This window comes from Flavobacterium phragmitis, from assembly GCF_900112575.1.
GTDB lineage: Bacteria > Bacteroidota > Bacteroidia > Flavobacteriales > Flavobacteriaceae > Flavobacterium > Flavobacterium phragmitis.
Map to the genome: position 1 here is coordinate 103228 of NZ_FOMH01000010.1, position 24117 is coordinate 127344.

24 protein-coding genes and 1 pseudogene are annotated in these 24117 nt (G+C 34.3%); 15 read left to right on the top strand and 10 right to left on the bottom strand.

Features of this window, described 5'->3' with window-relative positions:
- Positions 1-104 precede the first annotated feature (104 nt).
- From BM289_RS17685 to BM289_RS25665, 3 genes and pseudogenes are all read left to right on the top strand, one after another.
- Positions 105-695 (top strand): TetR/AcrR family transcriptional regulator, encoded by a 591-nt coding sequence (locus BM289_RS17685; protein WP_091496010.1) that lies wholly within the window; start codon positions 105-107, stop codon positions 693-695.
- Positions 696-771: 76 nt separating this feature from the next.
- Positions 772-1914, top strand: a complete 1143-nt coding sequence (locus BM289_RS17690) for an FAD-dependent oxidoreductase (RefSeq protein WP_091496315.1) — start codon at positions 772-774, stop codon at positions 1912-1914.
- Positions 1915-2077: 163 nt separating this feature from the next.
- Positions 2078-2233, top strand: a pseudogene (locus BM289_RS25665) (DNA-directed RNA polymerase subunit alpha C-terminal domain-containing protein); the annotation flags it as partial.
- A 49-nt stretch (positions 2234-2282) separates the two neighbouring features.
- Here BM289_RS25665 and BM289_RS17700 read toward each other — a convergent pair.
- The 5 genes from BM289_RS17700 to BM289_RS17720 form a co-directional block, all read right to left on the bottom strand.
- Positions 2283-2675 (bottom strand): hypothetical protein, encoded by a 393-nt coding sequence (locus BM289_RS17700; protein WP_091496012.1) that lies wholly within the window; start codon positions 2673-2675, stop codon positions 2283-2285.
- Between the two features lie 5 nt (positions 2676-2680).
- Complete coding sequence (gene guaB / locus BM289_RS17705) at positions 2681-4153, bottom strand: IMP dehydrogenase (RefSeq protein WP_091496014.1); 1473 nt, start codon at positions 4151-4153, stop codon at positions 2681-2683.
- 260 nt (positions 4154-4413) lie between these two features.
- Positions 4414-5814 carry a DUF5723 family protein gene (locus tag BM289_RS17710; protein ID WP_091496016.1) on the bottom strand — a complete coding sequence of 467 codons (1401 nt, stop codon included), beginning with the start codon at positions 5812-5814 and terminating at the stop codon, positions 4414-4416.
- A complete protein-coding gene (locus BM289_RS17715; RefSeq protein WP_091496019.1) occupies positions 5811-6362 on the bottom strand; it encodes a hypothetical protein in 552 nt (183 codons plus the stop codon). The genes BM289_RS17710 and BM289_RS17715 overlap by 4 nt, the downstream gene beginning before the upstream one ends.
- Positions 6363-6440: 78 nt before the next feature.
- Positions 6441-7307 (bottom strand): beta/alpha barrel domain-containing protein, encoded by an 867-nt coding sequence (locus BM289_RS17720; RefSeq protein WP_091496021.1) that lies wholly within the window; start codon positions 7305-7307, stop codon positions 6441-6443.
- Positions 7308-7515: 208 nt separating this feature from the next.
- Between BM289_RS17720 and BM289_RS17725 the strand changes: the two genes are divergently transcribed.
- Positions 7516-8130 carry a SatD family protein gene (locus BM289_RS17725; protein ID WP_091496024.1) on the top strand — a complete coding sequence of 205 codons (615 nt, stop codon included), beginning with the start codon at positions 7516-7518 and terminating at the stop codon, positions 8128-8130.
- The gene (locus tag BM289_RS17730) at positions 8127-8840 is read left to right on the top strand and encodes a DUF3307 domain-containing protein (RefSeq protein ID WP_091496026.1); all 714 of its coding nucleotides are present in this window, start codon (positions 8127-8129) and stop codon (positions 8838-8840) included. The genes BM289_RS17725 and BM289_RS17730 overlap by 4 nt, the downstream gene beginning before the upstream one ends.
- Here the strand turns inward: BM289_RS17730 and BM289_RS17735 are convergent.
- Entirely contained in the window at positions 8826-9860 is a 1035-nt protein-coding gene (locus BM289_RS17735) for a quinone-dependent dihydroorotate dehydrogenase (RefSeq protein ID WP_091496028.1), read from the bottom strand. The genes BM289_RS17730 and BM289_RS17735 overlap by 15 nt on opposite strands.
- A 301-nt stretch (positions 9861-10161) precedes the next feature.
- On the opposite strand from BM289_RS17735, the gene BM289_RS17740 reads away from it, so the two are divergent.
- The 6 genes from BM289_RS17740 to BM289_RS17765 all read left to right on the top strand — a co-directional run bounded on the left by BM289_RS17740 (position 10162) and on the right by BM289_RS17765 (position 16523).
- Entirely contained in the window at positions 10162-10758 is a 597-nt protein-coding gene (locus BM289_RS17740) for a hypothetical protein (RefSeq protein ID WP_091496029.1), read from the top strand.
- A gap of 38 nt (positions 10759-10796) precedes the next feature.
- Entirely contained in the window at positions 10797-12014 is a 1218-nt protein-coding gene (locus BM289_RS17745; RefSeq protein ID WP_091496031.1) for an OprO/OprP family phosphate-selective porin, read from the top strand.
- An 87-nt stretch (positions 12015-12101) separates the two neighbouring features.
- Positions 12102-13088, top strand: coding sequence for a DUF6515 family protein (locus tag BM289_RS17750; RefSeq protein WP_091496033.1), 987 nt, complete (start codon positions 12102-12104; stop codon positions 13086-13088).
- Positions 13089-13188: 100 nt separating this feature from the next.
- Positions 13189-14328, top strand: a complete 1140-nt coding sequence (locus BM289_RS17755; protein WP_091496035.1) for a formylglycine-generating enzyme family protein — start codon at positions 13189-13191, stop codon at positions 14326-14328.
- Positions 14329-14656: 328 nt separating this feature from the next.
- A complete protein-coding gene (gene pepT, locus BM289_RS17760; protein ID WP_091496037.1) occupies positions 14657-15934 on the top strand; it encodes a peptidase T in 1278 nt (425 codons plus the stop codon).
- A 1-nt stretch (position 15935) separates the two neighbouring features.
- Entirely contained in the window at positions 15936-16523 is a 588-nt protein-coding gene (locus BM289_RS17765; protein ID WP_091496039.1) for a YdeI/OmpD-associated family protein, read from the top strand.
- Between the two features lie 468 nt (positions 16524-16991).
- Here the strand turns inward: BM289_RS17765 and yajC are convergent, their stop codons facing one another.
- From yajC to BM289_RS17780, 3 genes are all read right to left on the bottom strand, one after another.
- On the bottom strand, positions 16992-17267 hold the full coding sequence (gene yajC, locus BM289_RS17770; RefSeq protein ID WP_091496041.1) for a preprotein translocase subunit YajC: 276 nt from the start codon (positions 17265-17267) through the stop codon (positions 16992-16994).
- Between the two features lie 75 nt (positions 17268-17342).
- Positions 17343-18254: a transcription antitermination factor NusB gene (gene nusB / locus BM289_RS17775; RefSeq protein WP_091496317.1), complete on the bottom strand. Its 912-nt coding sequence runs from the start codon at positions 18252-18254 to the stop codon at positions 17343-17345.
- A gap of 243 nt (positions 18255-18497) precedes the next feature.
- A complete protein-coding gene (locus BM289_RS17780; RefSeq protein WP_091496043.1) occupies positions 18498-19604 on the bottom strand; it encodes a Glu/Leu/Phe/Val family dehydrogenase in 1107 nt (368 codons plus the stop codon).
- Positions 19605-19808: 204 nt separating this feature from the next.
- Here BM289_RS17780 and BM289_RS17785 point away from each other — a divergent pair, with 204 nt between their 5' ends.
- The 4 genes from BM289_RS17785 to BM289_RS17800 all read left to right on the top strand — a co-directional run bounded on the left by BM289_RS17785 (position 19809) and on the right by BM289_RS17800 (position 23590).
- Positions 19809-21587 carry an ABC transporter ATP-binding protein gene (locus tag BM289_RS17785; RefSeq protein ID WP_091496045.1) on the top strand — a complete coding sequence of 593 codons (1779 nt, stop codon included), beginning with the start codon at positions 19809-19811 and terminating at the stop codon, positions 21585-21587.
- Between the two features lie 68 nt (positions 21588-21655).
- Positions 21656-22024, top strand: a complete 369-nt coding sequence (locus BM289_RS17790; protein WP_091496046.1) for a PUR family DNA/RNA-binding protein — start codon at positions 21656-21658, stop codon at positions 22022-22024.
- 172 nt (positions 22025-22196) lie between these two features.
- On the top strand, positions 22197-23021 hold the full coding sequence (locus tag BM289_RS17795; protein ID WP_091496048.1) for an alpha/beta hydrolase: 825 nt from the start codon (positions 22197-22199) through the stop codon (positions 23019-23021).
- Between the two features lie 23 nt (positions 23022-23044).
- Positions 23045-23590 (top strand): RBBP9/YdeN family alpha/beta hydrolase, encoded by a 546-nt coding sequence (locus tag BM289_RS17800; RefSeq protein ID WP_091496050.1) that lies wholly within the window; start codon positions 23045-23047, stop codon positions 23588-23590.
- Between the two features lie 78 nt (positions 23591-23668).
- Here BM289_RS17800 and BM289_RS17805 read toward each other — a convergent pair whose 3' ends face one another.
- Positions 23669-24004 carry a tRNA-binding protein gene (locus BM289_RS17805; RefSeq protein ID WP_091496052.1) on the bottom strand — a complete coding sequence of 112 codons (336 nt, stop codon included), beginning with the start codon at positions 24002-24004 and terminating at the stop codon, positions 23669-23671.
- Positions 24005-24117 lie beyond the last annotated feature (113 nt).

The window sequence follows — 24117 nt, forward strand, 5'->3', positions numbered from 1 at the left end:
GGGCTTTTTTTATTCTAAAAAAAAATCAACTAGAAAAAAACGCTTCTTAAATAAGCGATCGTTCATTTATTATTCATATCTTTGTACCATAATTATTTAAAATTATGAGAACACGAGACATCAATAAAGAAGAAATTGTAAAACAGAAAGCAATTGAAATGATTGTCAATCAAGGTGTAGAAGGTTTCGGCATGAATCGTCTTGCCAAAGAATGTGGAATATCTGTAGCTACTCTTTACATCTATTATTCTGATAAAGAAGATCTGATTCGAAAAATAGGAATCGAAATTGGTCGAAAACTCTTTGACAAAATGCTGGATGGTTTTTCTCCTGAAATGTCATTTAAGGACGGGCTTAAAAATCAATGGGAAAATCGTATTTACTTCACTCTTAATTTTACACGAGAAGCTACTTGTTTTGAAATCCTAAAACAATCTACTTATGGTGATGCTATTATACAAGAAATTACAGGCAATTTTAAGCAAACCATGTCTCAGTTTATAGTTTCTTCTATTGAAAGAAAAGAACTAATTCCTGTCACTTTTGAAGTCTTTTGGAGTATTGCTTATGGCTCGCTCTACTCTCTTTTAGAACTTCACAGAGAAGGAAAATCAATGTCCGGAAAACCATTTGTTTTTAATGACGATTTAAAAAATGAAGCTTTTAATTTGGTTCTAAAAGCGCTTACTCCTTAATTTTTCAGTGGCAATGGCAAAAATCAATGCCAGTTGCAATTCTAAAAAATCAATTTTAATACAATATCAAAATACAATGAAAACTTCAATTATAGAAAATAAAAAAATTGCCATTATTGGCGGTGGTCCTGTTGGATTGACAACTGCACGAATTTTACAAATAAATGGCGCAGACGTTACGGTTTACGAAAGAGATATCAATGCTCAAGCCAGAACATCGGGTGGAACACTTGATATTCACTCAGATTCTGGTCAATATGCGATTCAAAAAGCGGGTTTAATGGATGAATTTTATAAATACGCAAGACCAACTGGTGAAAAAATGGCTGATATGGATGGTAATATTACTTCTGATGAAATGCCAGATGAAACCAATGCTTTCTCTCGTCCTGAAATTGACCGCAATGATCTTAGAAAAATTATGCTGGAAAATCTCAGCGAAGGTACTGTTGTTTGGGACAGTCAATTGATTAATCTCGAAAAAACGGAAAACCAATATATTTTAGAATTCAAAAACGGTAAAACAGCTACAGCTGATTTTGTTATCGTGGCAAACGGAGGAAGATCCAATGCCAGAAAATTTGTGAGCAATCAGGAACCGCAACTTTCTGGAACCTATATTATCCAAGGTGAAATCGTAAATCCAGATCGAGACTACCCTGAGTTTAAACCTAAATACGGAAACGGAAATGTGATGGCAATGGGTGAACATAAAATGTTTTATACTCATACAATGCGTGACGGTTCTGTACATTTTGGTGTTTCTTTTAAAGCCAGTGAAGATTGGATTTCAAACCACGGAATCAATTTTGAGGATAATCAAGCTGTGATTGCTTTTTTAAATGAAACTTTTAAAAATTGGGGAGATGATTATAAAAAATTCTTTGCTACATCAACTGAATTTTCTGGTTTGCCATTGCGATTATTTTCCTTAGAAGAACCTTGGAAAGAACATTCGAACATTACTCTTGTAGGCGATGCAGCGCATTTAATGCCTCCATTTGCCGGCGAAGGAGTCAATATGGGATTATTTGATGCCTTTCATTTAACCCAAAATTTAACCAACGGGAAATTCGATACAATTGATGAAGCAATCGCAGATTATGAACAAAAAATGTTTGGCTATGCTTTAGAGGCACAGCGTATGACAAAAAAAATGGAAGATTTACTACATTCTGATATTGTTGCGGAAGATATTTTGAATAGCCGTTACGAATAAAAGTAAATTCTATAGCTTTATATTTATGACAAATCTTTCAAAAAATAAAAGAACCTGCAAAAATGGACATCACTATTTTAAAACTAGCGATTGTCCAACTTGCCCTATTTGTGAAGTAGAACGAAAACCAGATTCTTGACTTTTAGCTGTTTTATCAGCGCCTGCAAGAAGAGCTTTGGAAACTAAGAATATAAAAACTGTGGAAGATTTATCCCAATATACTCAAAAAGAAATCATGTCTTTACATGGAATTGGACCAAGCAGTCTGCCTAAACTTTTACAAGAATTAAAAAAGAACGGACTGACATTTAAAGAATAAACACAAATAAAAAGGCGCAAGATTAAAATTCTTACGCCTTTTCTATATATTAAGAGATCAATATCTCTATCTCATCTAACTGTATTTGTTTCCTTTTTATTCCATAAAGTCTTTTCAATAAATTAAAAATACTAAAAGGATTACCTCCTAACATGGAATTAAATACAGTCATATCTTCATAATTATGAACTGAAATTTTATATTTCGCCTTTTCATTTATCTGAAAACTAAAATATTTGACCGCTCTTTTTCCATTTTTATAATCTCTTATTTTAAGACTTTTCTCTCTCAATAATATCGATTCATTTGTTTTCAAATCAAGTATTTCAACAAAAAAATCGTCATTAACCTGAACATCAAAACCACCTAAAACATAGATATCATAAAATCCATAATACAAATCAACTTCAAGAACTTCTTTTAGCCTGAACTGCAGATTCATTATGCTTATCTAGAATAATTTGGAGCTTCTTTTGTAATCGTTACATTATGCGGATGGCTTTCAGTGATTCCGCTTGAAGTGATTCTCACGAAACGTCCTGTTTCTTGTAAAGTAGGAATATCTTTTGATCCACAGTATCCCATACCTGCACGAAGACCACCAATAAATTGAAGCATACTTTCGTTTAATTCTCCTTTGTAAGGAACACGTCCAACGATTCCCTCTGGAACTAACTTTTTAACATCGTCTTCAACATCTTGGAAATAACGATCTTTAGAACCTGTCTGCATTGCTTCAACAGATCCCATTCCGCGGTATGATTTGAATTTTCTTCCTTCAAAAATGATAGTTTCTCCTGGAGATTCTTTTGTTCCTGCTAATAATGAACCTAACATTACACAATCAGCACCTGCAGCGATTGCTTTAGGAATATCTCCTGTATAACGAATTCCACCATCTGCAATTACAGGAACTCCAGTTCCTTTAATCGCTGCAGCAACTTCTAAAACTGCTGAGAACTGAGGAAAACCAACACCCGCAACGATACGTGTTGTACAGATAGAACCAGGTCCGATTCCTACTTTTACACCGTCTGCACCATTTTCTACTAAATATTTAGCAGCTTCTGGTGTTGCAATGTTCCCAACGATAACATCTATTTGAGGAAATTTTGATTTTACTTCTTTTAAAGTGTTTACCACACCCTCTGTATGTCCGTGAGCTGTATCGATAATGATGGCGTCTACACCAGCATTTACTAAAGCTTCAGCTCTTTGAACTGCATCTCCGGTAACTCCAATTGCAGCTGCAACTCTTAAACGACCAAAAGAATCTTTGTTTGCGATTGGTTTTTGAGTCAGTTTTGTAATGTCTCTAAACGTAATCAGACCAACTAATTCGTTTTTATCATTTACAACTGGTAATTTTTCGATTTTATGACCTTGTAAAACCACTTCAGCCTGCTCTAAAGAAGTTCCTTCAGAAACCGTTACTAAGTTTTGGCTTGTCATAACTTCAGCAATTGGTCTTGCTCCATTTTTTTCGAAACGTAAGTCACGATTAGTAACAATACCTTTAAGGATTTTATTTTCGTCAACAATTGGAATACCACCGATTCCGAATTCTTTCATGGCATTTTTTGCATCAGCAATAGTAGAATTCATTGGTAAAGTTACCGGATCGATAATCATACCAGCTTCTGCACGTTTTACTTTTCGAACCTTTCCTGCTTGTTGTTCGATAGTCATATTTTTATGTAAAACACCGATTCCTCCTTCTTGTGCCATAGCAATTGCCATTGCACTTTCAGTAACTGTATCCATAGCAGCAGATACAATTGGAACGTTTAATGTAATGTTTCTTGAGAATTTTGATTTGATACTCACTTCGCGGGGAAGCACATTCGAGTAGTTAGGTACTAATAATACATCGTCGTAAGTTAAACCTTCGCCGATAATCTTGGAGTTGTGTGCTATCATGGTGCAATTTCTAGTTGAATTGCGTGCAAATATAGTGAATAAATTGCTAACTTGAATACTAACTTATTCATAAATTTACCCTTACAGGAATCATCTTACAAATAGAACTACCTAGCCCAGATGGAAATGGAAAGCCACGAAAAGCCAAAAAACATTTTTTTTCTGATTTAAAAAAGCGACCAACGGAAGCTCTTTTTAAATCTTGAAAAAAAGTTTTTTGGGTCGAGCGCTTGAAATGTACAGCTGGAAAGAGCTCCTAATTAATCTTCTTTATCTTGAAAAACAAAATTGATTCCGATTTGAAATGCTGCACTGCTGGCTTTGGACAAATCTTTGTATTCTAGAATATTATTCGCCAGAGCATAAATATTAACCGAGCCAATTGTTCCAGCAATTCCTAATCCGATATTCTTGTTTGAGAATGAATCAAAAGTATAAGTTGCTTTTACATCTAATTTTTTAAATATATTTCTTCTGTAAAAAGCAGTCAAAGCTGCAATAGGTTCGCGCGGTGTGGTCATAGCAAAAAGCTGTGCTCCTACCGCATTTTTATAGTATTTATTAATCTGGCCTCGACAGTTACATTCGTCATCAGGACGTGCTTCTCCAAATGAATATTGAATGGATGAATAGAATTTAGTCGGACGCCAAGTGGTGTATTTATTATACAATGTATCTCTCGGAATGGCTTTTTCAAATTCATCAAAAACATCTTCCGGATTATCGTTCCCCATAAAATCTGGGTTTACACCATTGTATTGATAAGTCCCTTTGTACGTAAGCGTCTCAATATCTTTAGATTGTCTTATAAAGCCCAAATCAATTATACTGGCTGTAAGCTGTAAATTATCTTTAATATAATAGGTAATTCCTGCATCTACTCCGAGCCCCAAACTTCCACCAAAAAAAGTATTACTTACTAAATCTCGAGCTACGTTTCCTTCGTATTCATCTTTGGTAAACTTAGAGATTCCAGAAGTTTTTAATTCTAAATTGGAAGAAATAATTTGGTTGTAAACATTTGGATTTCCAGCATTCTGTCCTGTATAAATATAGCCTGAGTTTTTAGTTGATGTTGCATTGGCGCCACTTGAATAAATTTTTGCACGTCCTCCATAAACAAACTTATCATTTACTTTTTTATGATATCCGACATGAAGCACAGAAAGCACCTCAGCCTTTGCTGTTAAATCTCCAAGATTAAAAGATTTTCCAATGTAATCTCTATTTCCATTCAAAGCCAATAGAGCAGGATCTTTAGGAACATACATGAAAAAATCAAATTCCTGATACAGCCCAAATGAAACATACGATTTACTTTCTCTTCCTCCTACTCTAAAACCACCAGAAAATATATCTAATTGCTGATTGGTCATTACTTTATCATTTCGGGAGGATTTATTGATTACGTTTCTGACTTTTTGATTAAAGTCTACACCATTATCAGCAAATAAGTCATAGGCCGTAAAACCTTTCGACCCTACATTAGCAGAAATTCCAGATAAAATAGGAAAGCCAAAATAATATTTATACGAAACATCAGCTCCTGGATTTACTAGTAATGACTGCGGAATTGAAGTAAAATTATACAATAACTCCTTATTTTGAGCGAAACAAGACAGCTGCAAAACGACACAGAAAATCAGATATACTTTTCTCATTCTATCACTAAATAAGCCGTTGCACTTGATCTCAATTTTAGGCTTCCTGAACTTTGGTTATTCAAGGGATCGCCCGAAGCAATTAAAACTACGAATCCTATTTTAGTGGTTTGTTTTAGAAGAGCTAAGCGTTCATTTTCAAAAACTTCTGTTGGATATTTTATAACATTGGAACCTCCTTGATAAGAAGGGACAGGAAAAGATATCGTCTGCAGTACTTCATTTTGATCGTTCATCAAAAGCATGTTTAGAGAAAAGGCACGATCGATTGTATTTTCGATTTCGAAATCGAACTCTGCTTTCTTTAATCGTTCATTAAAAAACTTATCTTTAAAAACAGTAAAATTTCTAACATCATAAGCTATATTGATTGTACCGTCATCTATTAGCTGATTGGCAGGAATATCAAAGTAAGCAAGATTTGCCACAAAGACCGGCTCTAATTTTAAATCTTTTATCTGATCGAAGTCTAATTCGCTGGAACAGGAAAAAAACAGGAAAGTCAAAAAAAACAGACTTGGAATTTTATAGAAAGGAATTAATTTCATGGCTCATACTATTTCAACATTAAATATAACGCTTAATGTTTACAATCATTATCGAAGATAGATAAATATAACTATTAATTAATGAAACTTTCCAAACAATTTTGAGGCTTCATTGTAGGCACTCTCAAAACTTAGAGAATTAAGCCCCGTTGTTTTTTTATTCGCAGTAAAATAAGAAACCAGTTTTTCTGTGGGCATGTTTCCTGTCAATTTATCGGTTGCCATTGGACAGCCTCCAAAACCTTGAATAGCACCGTCAAAACGAGTACAGCCAGCTTTTGCAGCTGCATCTATTTTTTCAAACCAACTTTCAGGGGTTGTGTGCAAATGTGCTCCAAATTCAATCTCTGAATATTTAGGAATTAAATGTGAAAACAAATAAGTAATTACTTCTGGCGTAGAAGTTCCAACAGTATCTGAAAGGGATAGGATTTTTACCCCCATGCCTGCAAGCTTTTCTGTCCATTCTGAAACAATTTCCACATTCCACGGATCTCCGTATGGATTCCCAAAACCCATTGAAAGATAGGTTACGACTTCCTTCTTTTTCTTATCGGCAACTTCCAGAATTTCTTCTAATGTAATCAAAGATTCTGCAATGGTTTTATGCGTGTTACGCATTTGAAAATTCTCTGAAATAGAAAATGGAAATCCTAAATATTGAATTTGCTCGTATTCGGAGGCCGTTACTGCTCCTTGCGTATTAGCAATAATGGATAGTAGTTTACTAGTCGTCTGAGACAAATCCAGCTGTTCTAAAACTGCTGCAGTATCCTGCATCTGCGGAATCGCTTTTGGCGAAACAAAACTCCCGAAATCAATAGTATCAAAACCTACTCTAAGCAAAGCCTGTATATAGGAAACTTTATTTTGGGTCGGAATAAAATCTCTTATGCCTTGCATGGCATCTCTAGGACATTCAATGATTTTGATTTCTTTATTCAAAGCTTATTCTTTTGTAAAAGCTAAGGTAGTTTCTTTTTTAAAGAAATAAAAGAGAATTTAAGAGAATGCTATTATTACTCAATATCGTAATACTTCAACTTATTACACAAAAACGTAATAATTTAAAATATTACCAAAAAACGTAATAATTAATTTTATTACTTATATTTGTAATAGAAAGTTTATTATTTTTTAATTATATTTGATTATGACTAGTGTAATTACGGGAGACATAATTGGTTCAAGACAGCAGAAATCAGAACATTGGGTGGAAGATTTAAAAAAGATTCTAACTCCGTTTGGTGTTACGCCAAGTCAATGGGAAATATACCGCGGTGATGAATTCCAGATTGAAGTTTCTAATCCTGAAGAGGCCTTGTTGACCACTATTCTAATTAAGGCTCGTTTACGCGCTATAAAATCGGATGCGAGGATGAGTATTGGTTTTGGAGATAAAACGCATAATGCGTCAAAAATATCCGAAAGCAATGGTTCGGCTTTTATTCATTCTGGAGAACTTTTTGAAACCTTAAAAAAACAGAAAGTTACTTTGGCACTGCGAACAGGTGATACCAATTTTGATGAGAAACTCAATTTAATGCTGCAATTGGCGTTAACTTTTATGAACAGCTGGCTGGTGCAATCTTCAGAATTTATTGCCTTAGCAATAGAAAACCCAACACTTTCGCAAGAAGAACTGGGACAGAAATTAGGCATCAATCAAGCTGCCGTGAGCCGAAGACAAAAACGTGCTCAATTTGATTTGGTTATGAATTTAGATCGATATTTTAGAACTCAAATAAAACAACTCACAGCCTTATGATTTTATTCGTAAAACTACTTTTAGCACATTTATTAGGTGATTTTATCTGGCAACCGGGAACTTGGGTCGCGGATAAAGAAGCCAAAAAACACAAAAGTATTTACTTATATATTCACATTCTGCTTCATGGAATTTTAGTAGCAATTCTAGCCGGCGAAATCCGTTTTATTCCCTACGCCATTTTAATTGCCATAACGCATGGCATCATTGATTTGATCAAACTAAATTTTCAGAAAAAGAAAAACAAACGCACTTGGTTTGTAGTGGATCAAATTGCTCATATTTTAGTTTTAATTTGCGTTGTGCTTTTATATGAAAACAAAAGTCTCCCTTATTTTTGGGAGGATAATGTGTTTTGGATTTTTGCAACTGGTATTTTACTTCTTACTAAACCAACGTCCATTTTTATTAAAACCATAATTTCCATCTGGGCACCTGAGAGCAAAATCAATAATCAGGACAACTCATTAGTCGCTGCAGGAAATTATATTGGAATCCTAGAACGCTTATTCGTTTTCGGATTTATACTGACGGATCATTTTGAAGCAATCGGTTTTTTATTGGCCGCTAAATCTATTTTTAGGTTTGGTGACTTAAAAGAAGCCAAAGACAGAAAATTGACCGAATATGTTCTAATCGGTACATTAATCAGTTTTGGAATTGCAATTCTCGCTGGATTATTGGTTCAGCTGCTTTTAAAACTGTCCTAAAACTTTCTTATTAATTGCTTTTATCAAGGCTGGCCCTTCATAAATAAAACCAGTGTACAATTGCACCAAACTTGCTCCAGCATTTAGTTTTTCGATGGCATCATCTGCTGAATGAATTCCTCCCACTCCAATAATTGGGAATGCTTTATTGCTTTTTTCCGAAAGAAAACGAATTACTTCTGTAGAACGTTTTGTTAATGGTTTTCCTGATAAACCTCCCGTTTCAGATTGGTTAGCAGATTGCAAACCTTCTCTTGAAATGGTTGTGTTGGTTGCAATTACACCTGCAATTTGAGTCGTTTTTACAATGTCAATAATATCTAACAATTGCTCGTCTGTAAGATCTGGAGCAATTTTCAGAAGAATTGGTTTTACTTTCTGCGTGCTTGTTTTTTGTTTTTCAACATTTCTGTTTTGCAAAGTCTGCAATAAAGCTGTCAGAGGTTCTTTATCTTGTAAAGCTCTTAAATTTGGCGTGTTTGGCGAACTTACATTTACAACAAAATAATCAACATGATCGAACAAAGCATCGAAACAAATGATGTAATCTTTAACGGCATCTTCGTTATCAGTAACTTTGTTTTTTCCGATGTTTCCTCCAATTAAAACTCCAGAATTTTTCTTCAAACGTTCAACAGCTTCCAGAACACCTCCGTTATTAAATCCCATTCGGTTAATAATCGCTTGGTCTTCTTTTAAACGGAACAAACGTTTTTTCGGATTTCCTTCTTGTCCAACCGGAGTTACAGTTCCAATTTCGATAAAACCAAAACCAAAATCACTTAATTCCTTATAAAGTTTGGCATCTTTATCAAATCCCGCAGCAAGTCCAACCGGATTTTTGAATTTAATTCCGAAAACTTCTCTTTCTAATCGAGAATCTTTTACCTCGTAGATGGCTCTTATAATTGATGAAACTCCTGGGATTTTTGAAATGAATTTAACGAATGAAAAAGTAAAGTAATGCACTTCTTCAGGATCAAACCAAAAAAGTATCGGACGAATTATCAATTTATACATAAGAGTTGTGTTGTTGTTATTTTGGCTGCAAATTTAAATATTATAGTTTAAAAAGGTGCTTTTTTCGAAAAACAAATAATTTGGATTTTGTTCAATTCTTCCAAATTCATTGAAAAGCTCATAAAGCCAAAGCAATCGTATTTTCCATTTATTTTTAAGAAAAGCTCTTTTTTGATGTTGCAAATTATAAAATGAAACCACTTCAAGGCTTTCAATAAGCTTCTTTGGATTTTTTATTATTTAATTTTGAGACATTTAAGAAAACATCTTGTGACTATTTTTCATTTCAAAATTGGAAGTTATGCTAAATAAAACAACAGGAAGAATTTATAATTGGTTTAGAAAAATATTTCTTTTGGTCACTTTTTTCCTTTTATCTGGTTATTCAAACATTACAGCTCAAGAAAATAAAGAAAAGAGTTTTAGCCCACATCATCAAATCGGACTTTCCATCAATCATGTTCATGTGTTTGAAGGTCGTGATGACGAGGGAAACCGTGAAGTTTTAAGTCTCCCTGCTTGGGGATTGGATTATACTTTTCAGTTTCGCGAAAAATGGGCAATTGGACTCCATACCGACTTTATTATCGAAAAATTCAAAGTGGAAAAAAATCTTGCCAGTGGAGAAGACAAAGAAACTGTTGAAAGAAGTTATCCCATTGCTCCTGCCTTGATGGGAATCTACAAACCAAATGAACACTGGAGTTTTCTTTTAGGTTTTGGAGGAGAATTTGCCAAAGAAGAAAATTTTTTCTTAACCCGCGCTGGAACAGAATATGGTTATGAGCTGCCAAAAGGCTGGGAAATTTTCGGCACAGTAAGTTATGACTTTAAATGGAATGCTTATGACAGCTGGGGAATTGGTTTAGGAATTGCAAAAAACTTTGGAAAAAAATAGATTTATAAAACAAGTTACAAATACAATCGTATAAACTTATGTCCAACGCACAAAAAACAATTCATACTAAAGCGTTTCTTTTACTTGTACTACTTCTTATCAGTTGCAGAGGAATATCTCAACAAGAAAAAGACACTACAAAACTGATGAATGTTCGATATGGAAGTAAAGGAATTGAATTACAAACTAGAGACAATAAATTTTTATTTCAACTCCAAAGCCGTTTACAATTTCGCTTTTCTACTCCCTACGACACAGATCCCCTCACTTACGATGATTACAGTCAGGATGCGAAAACTACTTTTAAGATAAATCGCGCTCGATTAAAAATAGGAGGTCATGCTTTTGAACCTTGGCTTAAATATTATTGGGAATATGAATTGAGTCAGTCCAATTTGCTTGATTTTAGAATTATGATTGAAAAATGGGACTTTTTGAGTTTTAAAGTTGGACAATGGAAAACCGAGTTTACTCGTGAACGCTTTATTAGTAGCGGTGAGCAGCAAATGGTGGAACGATCTCTTATTAATAGACCATTTACAGTTGACAGACAATTAGGCGCTGAAGTTTACGGTCATTTGAAAGGAAATGGTATTGCCGACTTCAATTATTGGTTTGCCGCTTTAACTGGAACTGGACGTGGAAGCACTTCTAATGATGATAATCATCTTATGTATTTTGGAAGAGCACAATGGAATTTCCTAGGAAGATTTCTTGATTTTGAAGGCTGTGATCTTGAATTTCACGAAAAACCAACTCCAATTATTGCCTTTTCTGCCATAACCAACCGAAGCCCTTACACTCGTTTCTCTCAAGCTGGAGGAGGTTCTCTAGACGGATTTGAAAATGGTCTTCCTGGGCAATACAGAGTCAATCAGTGGAATTTAGAAACGGCTTTTATGTACAAAGGTTTTTCTTGGCAAAGCGAATGGCATACCAAAGAGATAATTGACAAATACAACAACAATGATATGACTGTAATGAAAGGTTATTATGTTCAGGCCGGATTCTTTTTTCATAATGTGTTTCATTGGTGGCCCAAACATTTGGAAATGGCTGGAAGACATGCCTCTTACCGGCCAGATTATTCCATAAGACAAAATAGACAAGACGAATCGACAGTGGCATTTAACTGGTTTTTTAATGGTCACAAAAACAAACTTACTTCCGAAGTTAGTTACTTCAGTTTCCAAGACAAAACATTACCACTGGAACAAGGCTGGCGTTTTAGAATACAATGGGATATTTCACTTTAAAATAAAAAAAGCGAGATAAAACTTTTGACCTATTTCAAAAAACGAGACATTTTTTTTCATAACTTTAATTCACTTAAATCATTGAAAATGAAAAACATATCTAAAACAATAAAAAAAACAGCGCTTATGTGTCTGATTGGGGCATTTTTCCTTATTTCGATAGATAGTTTTGCACAGCGTCGCGGAGGAGGTGGAGGTGCTGCTCATCGTGGAGGCGGAGGTGGCATCAATAGAGGTGGAAATATTGGCGGTGCAACGCATACTAGACCTGCTCAAACAACACGTCCTGCTCAGACAACAAGACCCGCGCAAACTACAAGACCAGGTTCTAATAGTGGTAGCATACAGCGTCCTGCCAATTCCAACAATAAAGTTACAAGACCTGCTAATTCTAATAACAAAACAGCAAGACCTGCAACATCTGCCAATAGAAACAACAATAATAGAACAGGTAACAGAAATACCAACATAAGCGGTAATACTAGAAATGTAGACCGAAGCAGAGATATCACAATCAACAATAATCGCAATACAGTCGTAAGAAGAAATACAGTTGTTTATACTCGTCCCCCATACGTATATGGCGGTTATAGGTATTATGGCTATCATCCTTATTATTATCATCCGTACAGACCTTATTACTGGGGGCCTGTATGGCATCCTTGGGGTTTTTTCGTTGCTACATTAGCCGTAACAGCAATTGTAGTTAGTGTAGAAAGCACTCAATATCATTATGATCAAGGAGTCTGGTATGCTCCATCAAACGGAGGCTATACGGCAGTACCTGCACCTGTCGGAGGAACTGTAAACAACATTCCCAGCGGAGCGCAAACTGTAAATACTGGAACAGTAAATAATTATTACTACGGTGGTACTTACTATGAAAAAGATGGTGAAAAGTATACTGTAGTTGCTCCAACTGCGGGTACAATTGTAGAAAGCTTACCAGAAGGCGGTGAAGAAGTTACCATAGGAGATGTTAAATATATCAAATTTGGAGAAACATATTATCAGCCTGTTCAAATAGATGGAAAAAACAAATACGAAGTTGTTCTTGTTGAGAAAGACAAGTAATATTTATTAATTCTATAAAATTACTATACTATTAAAAGTTATTTTTATAATTTTACCTCATCTATTTGACAACCATTATATCAGATCAAAATTATCAACCATGAAAAATAAAACTTTTTGGATTTTTGCTATACTGACGATTTCTATTATTTCGTTAGCTTACGGTTACACTAAACTAATTGTACCTAAAAAAGAAATTGCAGAAACGGCAGAATGTCACGAAACTCCAAATACTTCAGAACCATCTGTATTTAAGCCCACAATCGAAAACAAAAACAAACCATCTGGAAAAACACCAGAAGGAATGGTTTGGATTCCAGGTGGCGAATTCTCTATGGGAAGCAATGTTGAAGACGAAAGTTTATGCAGTATTAAAGGCGTGACAAAAGATGCGGCTCCAATTCATCGTGTTTATGTTGATGGTTATTATATGGATAAAACCGAAGTTACGAACGAAGAATTCGAAAAATTTGTAAAAGCTACTGGTTATATAACCGTTGCAGAACAAAAACCAACTAAAGAGGAATTCCCAACGGCAAGTGAGGAAGATTTAGTTACAGGCTCGGTTGTCTTTACTCCCACTCCAGCTGCTGTTAATTTGAATAATTTCCTGCAATGGTGGCGTTATGAGCCGGGTGCAGACTGGAGACATCCTGAAGGTCCGCAGAGCACTATTAAAGGAAAAGAAAAATATCCTGTGGTACATGTGGTATATGAAGATGCAGCTGCTTACGCAAAATGGGCAGGAAAGAGACTTCCAACTGAAGCAGAATGGGAATTTGCAGCTCGTGGAGGTAAAACCGGAAATCTTTACGCTTGGGGAAATTCGTTAAAACCTAATGGAAAATTTCAGGCTAACATTTATCAAGGCCACTTTCCTATAAAAGACGGCGATACTGGCGAGGATGGCTTTAAAGGAATTGCTCCTACCGCACAATTTGCTCCAAATGCCTACGGTTTGTATGATATGGCTGGAAATGTATGGGAATGGGTCAACGACTGGTACAGCGTAGATTATTATAAATCATTAGCTGAAACTGGCAAAACAGTTAAAAATCCAAAAGGCCCTGATGCTTATTATGATCCAAGTGATCCAACAGAAATAAAACGTGTGCACAGAGGCGGTTCTTTTTTATGTACTGATCAATATTGCACTCGTTATATGGTGGGAACCAGAGGAAAAGGAGAAATCAGATCTGCAGCAAATCATGTTGGCTTTAGATGTGTAAAAAGTATATAACAACAAAACAATAATTGAAAGCGGCCAACAGCTCCTTTTTTGCAAGCTTCGGAGAAGCGGCACATTTATAGAAAACGGTAAACGTTTCCAATATAAAGCTCCAGAGGAGCGACATATAGTATAGATTGCAAAAAATATGTCGCTCCTCTGGAGCTTTTTTTCATTTTCTTATTGAAATTCTAGAAATATTGCATCCCTCTGGGGTTTATGGTAGTGTTTTTTAGCGTACCTTCCACCTTTGAGACTGCCTCTTTTTTATTTAATCAGATCATTAATGCTAAATTTCACAGCAGAATATTTTTTCTATATTTGCTAAAAATTCAAAAAAATGCAACATATCATAGATCGTTTTATCAGTTATGTAACAATTGATACTGAATCAGATCCAAATTCTCAAACAATACCAAGTACTCAGAAACAATGGAATCTTGCCAATAAATTAGTTGAAGAATTAAAGGCAATCGGACTGGAAGAAGTAACTATAGATGATAAAGCCTATATCATGGCGACGCTTCCAAGCAATGTAGATCATGAAGTTCCAACAATTGGTTTTGTTTCTCATTTTGATACTTCACCAGATTTCAGTGGAGCAAATGTAAAACCACAAATCGTTGAAAATTACGACGGAAAAGATATAGTTCTAAACGCCGAGAAAAATATAGTTTTATCTCCAAATTACTTCAAAGATTTATTGCAATATAAAGGACAAACCATCATCACAACTGACGGAACAACACTATTGGGTGCCGATGATAAAGCTGGAATTACAGAGATTGTCTCAGCAATGGAATATCTAATACAGCATCCAGAAATTAAACATGGAAAAATCAGAATCGGATTTACTCCAGATGAAGAAATCGGACGCGGGGCACATCATTTTGATGTAGAAAAGTTTGGAGCGCAATGGGCTTATACCATGGATGGAAGTCAGATTGGCGAATTAGAATATGAAAACTTTAATGCTGCAGGAGCCAAAATCACTTTCAAAGGAAAAAGTGTTCATCCAGGTTATGCCAAAGGAAAAATGATCAATTCGATGCTTTTGGCAAACGAGTTTATCAATGAACTTCCGAAAGGAGAAACTCCGCAGGAAACTAAAGGCTACGAAGGTTTTTTCCACATACATCATATTAAAGGAAATATCGAAGAAACCGTTTTGGAATTGATTATTCGTGATCATAACAAAAAGAAATTCGAAAAACGAAAAGAGCTGATTCATAAAATCACAAAACAATTCAATAAAAAATTCGCAAAGAAATTTGGCGAAGATATTGTAACTGCTGTTGTAAAAGATCAGTACTATAATATGAAAGAAAAGGTTCTTCCTGTAAAACATATTGTGGATATTGCCGAAAAAGCAATGAGAGAACTAAACATCAAACCAATCATCAAACCTATACGCGGCGGAACTGATGGCTCTCAATTATCTTTTATGGGATTGCCTTGTCCGAACATTTTTGCGGGCGGACATAATTTCCATGGAAAATACGAATATGTACCGGCAGAAAGCATTCAGAAAGCAACTGAAGTAATTGTAAAGATTGCTGAACTAACTGCTATTCCCGGGATTTTCGACGCACCTGAAAAAACCAAAAGAAAAAGATAAAGTGGAAACAGATTCTGATAAAAAACACGTTTGGGACAAAGTCAATCAATGGGAAGAAGAACTTCTTTTCCTCAAATCTATTATTGATAAAACCGAACTGGTCGAAACCATAAAATGGGGAGGTCCAATTTATGTTTACAACAAGAAAAATGTTATCGGAATTGGAGGTTTCAAAAATTATTTTGCGATTTGGTTTTTAAATGGTGTCTTTCTGAAAGATGAAAAAAAAAGACTCATTAATGCTCAGGAAGATAAAACAAAATCAATGCGTCAATGGCGTTTTACTTCAAAAGAAGAAGTAAACGAAAAAGAAGTTCTTGAATATATTCTAGAAGCCATTGAAATCGAAAAGCAGGGAAAAATCATCAAACCTTCCAAAAAAGAAGCCATCATTTCAGAATTACTAAATATAGAAATGGAACAAAATCCAGCTCTAAAAGAAGCTTTTGAGAATTTCAAACCTTACAAACAATATGAGTTTTTAGAATATATTGAATCGGCTAAACAGGAAAAAACAAAACTCGCAAGAATTGAGAAAGTTATTCCGATGATTTTGGCTAATGTTGGATTGAATGATAAATACAGGTAGTAAAAATCCCAATATTTTAAATTCCAAATTCCAATCTATACTAGACGAAACCTTAGTCAAAGTTGAAAAACTTTCACAAAGGTTTTTCTTTTTTCATCTCAGACAAAACCCACTGCAAAGCACTAATTCACACAGTTTGTCAAGAATGACAAACTATACGCTAAAATAGAATCTAAGAAAAAAAGCAAAGCTTTCTCAACAGTGAGCTTTGAGAACTTTGCATTCTTAAAAATATCTTGGCGTGCTTTGCGTACATCTTTGCGCTCTTTGCGATAAAAAAAAATTGAAGCTATATCTTATAGTTGAAACGGTTAGCTATGTTTTAATAAATAGAAAATCTTTGCAGAGCTACTTGTGGAAATTCTAGTGTGATTTCTCTCTTCGTTCGAAATGACAAAAAAGAGTACAAAAAAAATCCCAAACTCCTTTTTTGGAATTTGGGATTTAAAATATTGTAATTTTTAAAATTTATGCTTTCTTATTCAAAGCAGCACTCAATTCTAAAGAAATAGCAGAACGCTCTAATTTTAATTTTCCTGACATTGTTTCAATTACAACTGTAGTTTCTGCTAATTCAGCAATTTTACCGTGGAAACCGCTTTTTGTAACTATCTTATCACCTACTTTAAGGTTGCTTTCAAATTCTTTTTCGTTTTTTGCTCTCTTTTGTTGTGGTCTGATCATAAAGAAGTAAAGAACCACGAACATTAAAAGAAATGGCGCAAATTGAGATAATTGTCCCATAATTTAAATTTGTTTTTGATTTATAATTAATATTTTTTGGAATTTGTCTTTTCTAAAATTGGAATTTCTTCACTTTTACATTAATCCTCTTCCAGTTTTCAGCATCTTTTTATTAGCTGTAAGCTCTTTTACCAGATTATCTAAAATTCCGTTGATAAAAATACTGCTTTTTGGAGTAGAATACTCTTTTGCAATTTCTAAATATTCGTTAAGAGTTACTTTTACTGGAATCGATGGGAATTTCATAAACTCACAAATCGCCATTTTCAGGATAATAGTATCGATTTCTGCAATACGATCGCTGTCCCAGTTTGGTGTTTTATCTTCGTATTCTTTTGCAAAAGCCGTTTCATTCAAAACAGTTCTTCTAAACAGATCTTTAGCAAAATCTTTATCCTCAACATCTTTATACAATTTTGGAACTCTAAAATCGTCTGGGTCTTCCGTTTTAATCGCTTTCAACTGTTTAACGATATGAGTATTTACAACAGGAATATCATCAACCCATGTTAATTTATCATCTTCTAAATATTCATATAGTTTTTCATTCGGAACAATAACATTTTCAAACAAATCAATGATAAATTGTCTGTCTTCTTCAAACGTATTGACATTATTCGTCATGTATTTTTTGTAGATATCGCTTGCTTTTACATCATTTAAAAGTAAAATAATATAATCGTCGTTTAATGACCAATTGTTGATTTTACGATTTTCTAAAGCGATACTAAGAGAATTGCTTTCGGCAAGAAGTTGAAAAATTTTATTCTTTACAAATTTTTCATTTGGATTACGTTCTGCAGCTGTAGCAAGATGTTTTTTACTTGACAGATGTAAATAAACGGCTTCTTTTTTACAAATTTCTATCAATGAAGAAAGCATTATAAGATATAAGTCCTGAATATTATCAATACTGTAAAAAAGAAATTTCTCTTCTTTTTCCATATTATCAGAACCGCTTTGATGCATTGCATAAATGGATTGCATTACTTTAACGCGTATGTGTCTTCTATTTACCACCTCGTAAGAACATTTAAAAATTAGTCTGCAAAAGTATAACTTTAGATGCGTATTTTAAAATTAATTTGTAAAAAAGTATTCAGTATTCAGTCTCAGTCTCGGTATTCAGTTAACAAAAAAATGAAAACTGAGACTGCGACTGAAAACTAAAAAAATCCCAGTTTCCAGAAAAGACTGAAAACTGGGACTGAGACTGTAAACTATAAAAAATTACTTAGCCGCGTTCTCAATTCTTCTTTGATCGATACGATTTTGAGCAATCGTAAGCGCCGCTTTATGAGTTGTCATATTATTTTTAGCAGCAAAATCTATAATTTCTAAAGTTGTGTTATAGATATTTTCCGTTTTGCTCATGATTTCAGCTTTACCGTAGTTTGCCAATTCAGCATAAACATTGATAATTCCACCTGCGTTGATTAAGAAATCAGGAGCATATAAAATTCCTCTTTCCTGTAAAATCGCACCGTGAACATTTTCATCTGCTAACTGATTGTTTGCAGCACCAGCAATAACTTTAGCTTTAATTTTGTTTACTGTATTATCGTTGATTGTTGCTCCCATTGCGCAAGGAGCATAGATATCAACATCTGCAGTATACAAATCTTCTCCAGTGTAGATTGTTGCATTGTATTTTGAAGCAACCTGATACAATTTTTCTTCATTGATATCAGTAATGGTTACCTGCGCTCCTTCTTTAGTTAAATAATCAACCAAAGTTTCTCCTACGTGTCCAATTCCTTGTACCAAAACTTTTTTACCCTCTAAAACATCCGTTCCAAACTGACTTTTAGCAGCCGCTTTCATACCTAAATAAACTCCGTAAGCCGTAACTGGCGAAGGATTTCCAGAACCACCTCTTTCTTCAGAAATTCCAGTAACATAAGGCGTAACATCTCTTACAGTATCCATGTCTTTCGTTTCCATTCCGACATCTTCTGCTGTGATATATCTGCCGCTTAGTGAATGAACGAATTCACCAAACTTACGCATTAATTGAGGTGTTTTTTGTGTTTTAGCATCACCAATAATTACGGCTTTACCTCCGCCAATATTAAGTCCAGTAATGGCAGATTTAAACGTCATACCTCTAGAAAGACGTAAAACATCGTTTAAAGCTTCCCATTCTGTGTTATAATTCCACATTCTGGTTCCTCCCAAAGCTGGCCCCATAACCGAATTATGAATACCAATAATTGCTTTTAAACCTGTATCTTTGTCATTGCAAAATACAATTTGTTCGTGATCGTCAAAAGATAATTGACCAAAAACAGGATCCATTTTTTGAAGTTCCTTTCCAGTTGCGAAAGTTGCATCCATAGCGCTAGTATTAATTAGGTTAAAATTATGAATTCGTTAAAAATACAAGCCAAACATAATTAAAAAATACATATGTGCTAATTTTTTATCTTTAAAATAACAATATTACAATATAATTGTTTTGATTAAATCGCAAATTATTATAATTTTATTTAACAATAATTCTTAAATTCAAATCAATTCAATATCAGATTTCTTAAAAAAATGAAAGAATTAAGCTATTTAAACAAATATTTCATCAAGTATAAATACAGTTTTTCGCTTGGAATTTTAACCACTATAATCGCACAAATATTTTCATTATACACTCCAAAACTTATCAGTAAGTCTTTAAACGCTATTGAGAATTTTGACAAACTTCCAATTGCAGATCAAAAATCAGAAATTGTCATTGCAGCTTATCGTCAGGATTTAATTCACAATGTATTATTAATCATCGGCACCACAATTGTAGCGGGGTTTCTAACCTTTCTGATGCGTCAGACCTTAATTGTAATGTCTCGTCACATTGAATTTGATTTGAAAAATGAAGTTTTCAGACAATACGAAAATCTTTCTCAGACTTTTTACAAACAGAATCGGACGGGAGATTTAATGAACCGAATCAGCGAAGACGTTTCAAAAGTCCGCATGTATGTTGGACCAGCAGTTATGTACACTATTAATACCGCTATCCGTTTTGCGATTGTTATATTATATATGTATAATGTATCGCCTCTTCTTACCTTATATACCATATTACCGTTGCCGATTCTTTCTTACTGCATTTTCAAACTAAGTTCAGAAATCAATAAACGAAGCACTACTTTTCAGCAGTACCTTTCTAAAGTTTCGAGTTTTACTCAGGAAATATTCTCAGGAATTCGTGTGATCAAAGCGTATTCTTTAGAAAATCAGCATCAGAATAATATGGTTGATCTTGCCGAAGAAAGCAAACGCAAGAGCTTAAGCCTAGCAAGAGTTCAATCTTTATTTGGCCCTTTAATGATTGCCCTTATCGGGATCAGTAATCTGGTGGTGATTTATTTTGGAGGTGTTATGTACATCAACGGAAGTATTCCAAATATCGGAACTATTGCTGAGTTTATTTTATATGTAAATATGCTGACCTGGCCGGTTGCTTCTTTAGGATGGGTTTCTTCTATGGTTCAGGAAGCAGAAGCTTCTCAAAAACGCTTAAATGAATTTTTGAAAATCGAGCCGGAAATCAAAAACAACAACGAAAATACATCAGACATTCAAGGTACAATCAATTTCAATAATGTTTCTTTTACTTATAAAGACACTAATATTGAAGCTTTAAAAAATGTTTCTTTTACCGTTAAAAAAGGGGAAACTCTCGCCATTTTAGGAAAAACTGGTTCTGGAAAATCGACAATACTTTCTTTGATTTCCAGATTGTACGACGTTACTGAAGGAGAAGTGAAAATTGACGAAAACGAAATCAGCGCTTTAAACCTAAACGATCTTCGAAACAATATCGGAATTGTACCTCAGGACGCTTTCTTATTTTCGGATACTATTAAAAATAATATTAAATTCGGAAACCAGAATGCAACTGACGAAGAAGTATTTGAAGCAGCTAAAAATGCAGTGGTTCACGATAACATTATTGCCTTTAACAAACAGTATGACACCATTTTAGGAGAAAGAGGAATTACACTTTCAGGCGGTCAGAAACAGCGTGTTTCGATTGCAAGAGCAATTATTAAGAATCCTGCAATACTGCTTTTTGACGATTGCTTGTCTGCTGTTGATACCGAAACCGAAGAAATGATTTTGAACAATTTGTTTGAGATTTCGAAAGACAAAACAACCATAATTGTGAGTCATAGAGTATCATCTGCTAAAAATGCAGACAAAATTATTATACTTGAAGATGGTAAGATTATTCAACAAGGTTCTCATAATCAATTAATAAATCAGGAGGGATATTATGCATCGTTATATTTAAAACAACTTTCGGAAAAAGAATTACTTTAATTGTTGCGTAATAGATAATTTTTTATGATTTTTGAGTACTATTAATTCCAAAAATGATAGAACGTATTATGAGAGAAAATGACATGTTAGAAAAAGAAGAGATTTTTTCTAAAGTATTACGAGCAGGAAGAAGAACTTATTTCTTTGATGTGAGAGCTACCAAAGCCGATGATTACTATATTACTATTACCGAAAGCAAAAAGTTTACTGAGGAAGATGGTTCATTTCACTTCAAAAAACACAAAATTTACTTATACAAAGAAGATTTTAGTGCTTTCGCGGAAATATTAGAGGAAATGACTTCTTATGTTTTGAACCACAAAGGCGAAGAAGTAATTTCTGAAAGACATCAAAAAGATTTCAAAAAAGAATACAGTTCAGATAAATCTGAATCTCCAAGATCTAGTTTTACAGATATTGATTTTGATGATATTTAATTCAAAATAAAACTTTACATAAAGTAAGAGTCCAAATTGTTCAGCATTTTGGACTTTTTTTATATATTTAGTTTTCTTAAAAGTTAGATGTTATAGGTTAAAAGTTAAACGTTATATCGTTGTTCTTTTGCCAACCCATAACTCTTAACAAATAACTCTCAACTTCAATTAAATGAAAAAATTAATCATTCTTTTAAGTTTCTTCTTCTTTGCAATTTCTCTTTCTGCACAGAATATAGAATATGAAACGAAAAACAACATTCAATATTATAGTGCGTCTGTAAATAAATCAGATATGTACATCAACGAAAGATGTGTACTCGATATTTATTACCCTAAAAACAAAAAGGATTTCGCAACCATTATTTGGTTTCACGGCGGTGGATTGACTGGTGGCAACAAAGAAATTCCTGAAGCTTTAAAAAATAAAGGTTTTGCTATTATTGGTGTAAACTACAGATTATCTCCAAAAGCAAAAGCCGCAAAAGCAATTGAAGACGCAGCCGCAGCAGTTGCCTGGGCTTTTAACAATATTGCAAGCTATGGCGGCGACAAATCTTCTATTTTTGTTTCTGGACATTCTGCAGGAGGATATTTAGCCATGATGATAGGTTTGGATAAAAAATGGCTTCAAAAAGAAAATATCGATGCCAATCAAATTGCGGGACTTATTCCGTTTAGCGGACAATGCATTACGCATTTTGAAATTCGAAGAGAAAACGGAATTCCAGAAAAACAGCCTACAATTGATGCTTTTGCTCCTTTATTCCATGTTCGCGGCGATGCTCCACCTTTGTTATTAATCACTGGAGATCGTGAATTAGAAATGCTGGGACGTTATGAAGAAAACGCTTACATGGCAAGAATGATGAAACTGAACGGACATAAAGAAACCAAACTTTACGAATTGGATGGTTACGGACATGGTATGACAGAACCTGCTTTTCCGCTATTAGTAAATGAAGTAAACCGAATTCTGAAAGAACTTAAAAAATAATCACTAAATAAAATTCCACGGCAATGGAGACACAACTTTTAATTATACCAGGACTTGGCGATTCTGGAGAAAAACACTGGCAGACCTTTTGGCATCAGAAATTCGAAAACTCAATTCGCGTTGTACAAGACAATTGGGACGAGCCTATTCTAGAAGAATGGCTTGCACGCTTAAACGAGAACATTTTAAAACTAGACCAACCAACCATTCTAGTAGCGCATAGTCTGGCTGTTTCATTGGTTTTACATTGGGCAGAAAAATATAATAATCCGAATATTATTGGCGCTTTTTTGGTTGCTCCCGCAGATGTAGACTCACCTCAACACACACCGGAATGTACAAGAAACTTCGCTCCGATTCCACTTTATAAATTACCTTTTCCGTCTGTAGTTGTGGCAAGTGAAAATGATCCTTATGCTTCTTTCGAAAGAAAAAAATACTTTGCAGAACAATGGGGAAGTGATTTCGTTAATATCGGTCAGCAAGGACACATCAACTCTGATTCTGATTTAAAATATTGGGAAGAAGGACAGGAGATTTTACAGAAATTAATTGAGAAGATTTCTTAGTATTCAGTCGCAGTCTCAGTGTTCAGTCTCAGTGTTCAGTCTCAGTTGAAAACTGTAAACCGAGACTGCGACTGAACACTAACCTATGCGCAATCCATTTGGTATTTTAAAATCCGGAGCTAATAAAATTACATCTCCTTCCTCTCCTACTGCGCCTAAAACAAGACATTCACTCATAAATTTTCCGATTTGTTTTCTAGGAAAATTGACAACCGCCACAATTTGTCTATTGATTAAATCTTCTTTTTGATATCGTTTTGTAATTTGTGCCGATGACTTTCGAATTCCGATTTCTGAACCAAAATCTATTGTTAATTGATAGGCTGGCTTTCTAGCCTCAGGAAAATCATTGACTTCTAAAATAGTTCCCACGCGCATGTCTGTGCGCTCAAATTCGTTCCAGGTTAAATCCATTTTTATAATTCTGTTAGATTTACAAACCTATTAATTTTGTAATGATCTGGATTAATTCTATAATCTTTTTTTTGCATTCAACTCTAATTTTACAGAATATGGAGAAAAACTAA